This window comes from Polaromonas sp., assembly GCF_030689685.1.
Classification (GTDB): domain Bacteria; phylum Pseudomonadota; class Gammaproteobacteria; order Burkholderiales; family Burkholderiaceae_C; genus Polaromonas.
The window spans coordinates 1-2,755 of sequence record NZ_JAUYEY010000099.1 but is presented as its reverse complement, the minus strand read 5'-3'; the positions used below and the strand labels follow the sequence as shown (position 1 = coordinate 2,755).

Genomic DNA, 2,755 nt, shown 5'->3' with positions numbered 1-2,755 from the left:
GCTTGAGCTTGCGCAGCGCCTTGGCTTCGATCTGGCGGATGCGTTCACGCGTCACGTCGAACTGCTTGCCGACTTCTTCCAGCGTATGGTCGGTGGACATCTCGATACCAAAACGCATGCGCAGCACCTTGGCTTCGCGCGGTGTCAGGCTGTCGAGAATGTCTTTGACCACATCGCGCAGGCCGGCCTGCATGGCTGCTTCCAGCGGTGCGGTGTTGGCGCTGTCCTCGATGAAGTCGCCCAGGTGGCTGTCGTCGTCATCGCCAATCGGTGTTTCCATCGAGATCGGCTCTTTGGCGATCTTCATGATCTTGCGGATCTTGTCTTCAGGAATCTCCATCTTCTCGGCCAGGATGCTGGCGTCGGGCTCAAAGCCGAACTCCTGCAAATGCTGGCGCGACAGGCGGTTCATCTTGTTGATGGTCTCTATCATGTGCACCGGAATGCGGATGGTGCGCGCCTGGTCGGCGATAGAGCGCGTAATCGCCTGGCGAATCCACCAGGTGGCGTAGGTCGAGAATTTGTAGCCGCGGCGGTATTCAAACTTGTCGTTCCGCGCCCATAATTCACTGCTCGATCATGTCATCGAAAAATGTAGTACTGGGAGGACGCTATGACTGCGCAGGCTTTTGAGAAGCTGACGAATCGATATCCGGAGGTTAACTTTGGAGAGTTTAGGCTGGCCAGAATTGGAACTGGAATTGATCGAAGCAGTGAGTATCGATTCGTCAATCAGCCAAGACTTGCACCGGGCTACCTGAGTTCCGCGTGCTGGAGAGGCTATGTCGCCTTCTACGAACTTGACTCTTCCGGATCCCTACTTCTGCAGAAGTTTCAGAATTTGGCTGGAGAAGATCAGTGGACACACGAGGTGCTGACTGGAGACTTCTGGATGGAGATGGAGCACCAGGACGAGTGCGATCGTATTTACGTTCCATTTGCGGACGGCAAGATAGTTCCAGATCGATCACAGTGGATCTGCGGAACGGGTGTACTCATGGAGCCGATCACTGCGCCCCTCCAGCTGACAATGCGGCGTCGCGAACAACATCGAATCGAAAGGTTTGTCTCTCAAAGAGGAATCAACTCCCTTTTCCATTTCACTAGGGTGGAGAATGTTGCGGGCATCTTGTCTCGCGGGCTGCTAGGGCGAAGGCAGCTCGAAGCCCTCAATGCAGAGTACGTCGCGAACGACCAGTACCGCTACGATCGAATAGAAGATGCTGTTTGCGTCTCGATTACGTTTCCCAACTACAAGATGTTCTACCCATATCGATCCTCCAATCCAGGAACGGATTGGGCAGTGCTTCAGCTAAAGCCCGAGATCTTGTGGCGGGAGGACTGCATCTTTTGCCGACGAAATGCTGCAGAGCGAGAAATCGCGCAACAGACAATCACGCAGAGGAGTGGATCTCTTGCCTTACAGCAGTTGTTCAAAGACATGCCAGGCTTCCCAACTCGACTGACAACCGATGTCCCGTCGAATTACCCCACTCATCCTCAAGCAGAGGTGTTGGTGAGGGGCACTATCCGCATGACCGACATAGTTGAAGTCTTCCTGGACAGCGAGGAGAACATCAATAACATGTCCTATCTCAAGCGAATAGCGAATCAATACTCGACGCGCGTAAAATTTAGTCACCACAGAAAGTATTTTGGTGCACGACCAGATTTTGAGCACTGGCAGAGGGAATAGACGGTAATGGCAAGGCGTCCGATTTTTGTGCCGACCGTACAGGGCCGAGTATTGGTTGAGACAATGTATGCCGAGTTTCAGTGGCACCCAGGGATGGCGGCCTCGCAAAAGCAGAAATCAGTATCCTCCCTGCATGCTGTCGCTATTGAGCACGGCATTTGCAGAGTTCCGCTCGAAATCTCAACGAAATCTACAGAGCCGCTGGGCGTGAGCTTGAGTGCATTCAACCTCGAGATCACCACGCGAAAGCTTGGGAAAACCTTCAGCGTTGAGGCGGCATATCAATCTAGCAAGGTCTTTGAGCGTGGTGGACCTTTCGTGGACCTGCTTATGAAGCCGGCTCGGGAAGCAAAGGCGGACTTGAGGTTGAAGGAGTCGGGAGAACTAACTGGTTTCCTCTTCTTCGGGGAGGAGTGGTCACTGGATCCCCGGACTTCCTTCTATGATTGGCTGTATCTAAATGCTCTCAATAAGTGCGATGAGGCAGTCCGTTGGCTCGATGAATTCGACGCCTTCACTGATATTGAGTTCAATCCTTCAAAATCCGTAAATTGCCAAGCCTATTCAGTTGCGCTCTACAAGTCTCTGCAGGCCCGAGGACTGATTGCAGAAGCACTTTCGCATCGGGCTGCGTTCCTGAATGTGCTGGCAGCTTTCTGTATCCAGAACGCGTCGGAGAACACTGCTAGGCAGCCTAGGCTAGTCTGATTCCGCATGGGGTGCACGATACGCATGACTGTTTAGGTACATGTGCCTGTGCCCAATCGAGGGTGGAGGTCTCAGATGTTTGGTGCTGATTGGTCCGTTGATCTAGGTAGGCGCCAATAGAAGAAAGGGGGCCACGCGGGCCCCTTTTCTTCGTTGCACTGGATCAGAGCGTGTCAATAAAGCTGCGCAGCTTGTCCGAACGCGAAGGGTGCTTGAGCTTGCGCAGCGCCTTGGCTTCGATCTGGCGGATGCGTTCACGCGTCACGTCGAACTGCTTGCCGACTTCTTCCAGCGTATGGTCGGTGGACATCTCGATACCAAAACGCATGCGCAGCACCTTGGCTTCGCGCG

Annotated in this window: 3 protein-coding genes and 1 pseudogene; 2 read left to right on the top strand and 2 right to left on the bottom strand. The window is 53.7% G+C overall.

All coding sequences use genetic code 11. From position 1 onward, the window contains the following. Window positions 1-553, bottom strand: a pseudogene (locus Q8O29_RS19885) (sigma-70 family RNA polymerase sigma factor); the annotation flags it as partial. Window positions 554-613: 60 nt separating this feature from the next. On the opposite strand from Q8O29_RS19885, the gene Q8O29_RS19880 reads away from it, so the two are divergent. Then, the gene (locus Q8O29_RS19880; protein WP_305565946.1) at window positions 614-1,696 is read left to right on the top strand and encodes a DarT ssDNA thymidine ADP-ribosyltransferase family protein; all 1,083 of its coding nucleotides are present in this window, start codon (window positions 614-616) and stop codon (window positions 1,694-1,696) included. 6 nt (window positions 1,697-1,702) lie between these two features. Continuing rightward, window positions 1,703-2,404: a hypothetical protein gene (locus Q8O29_RS19875; protein ID WP_305565945.1), complete on the top strand. Its 702-nt coding sequence runs from the start codon at window positions 1,703-1,705 to the stop codon at window positions 2,402-2,404. Window positions 2,405-2,567: 163 nt separating this feature from the next. Here Q8O29_RS19875 and Q8O29_RS19870 read toward each other — a convergent pair. Further along, on the bottom strand, window positions 2,568-2,755 hold a 188-nt coding region (locus tag Q8O29_RS19870), incomplete at its 5' end, for a sigma factor-like helix-turn-helix DNA-binding protein (RefSeq protein WP_305565943.1).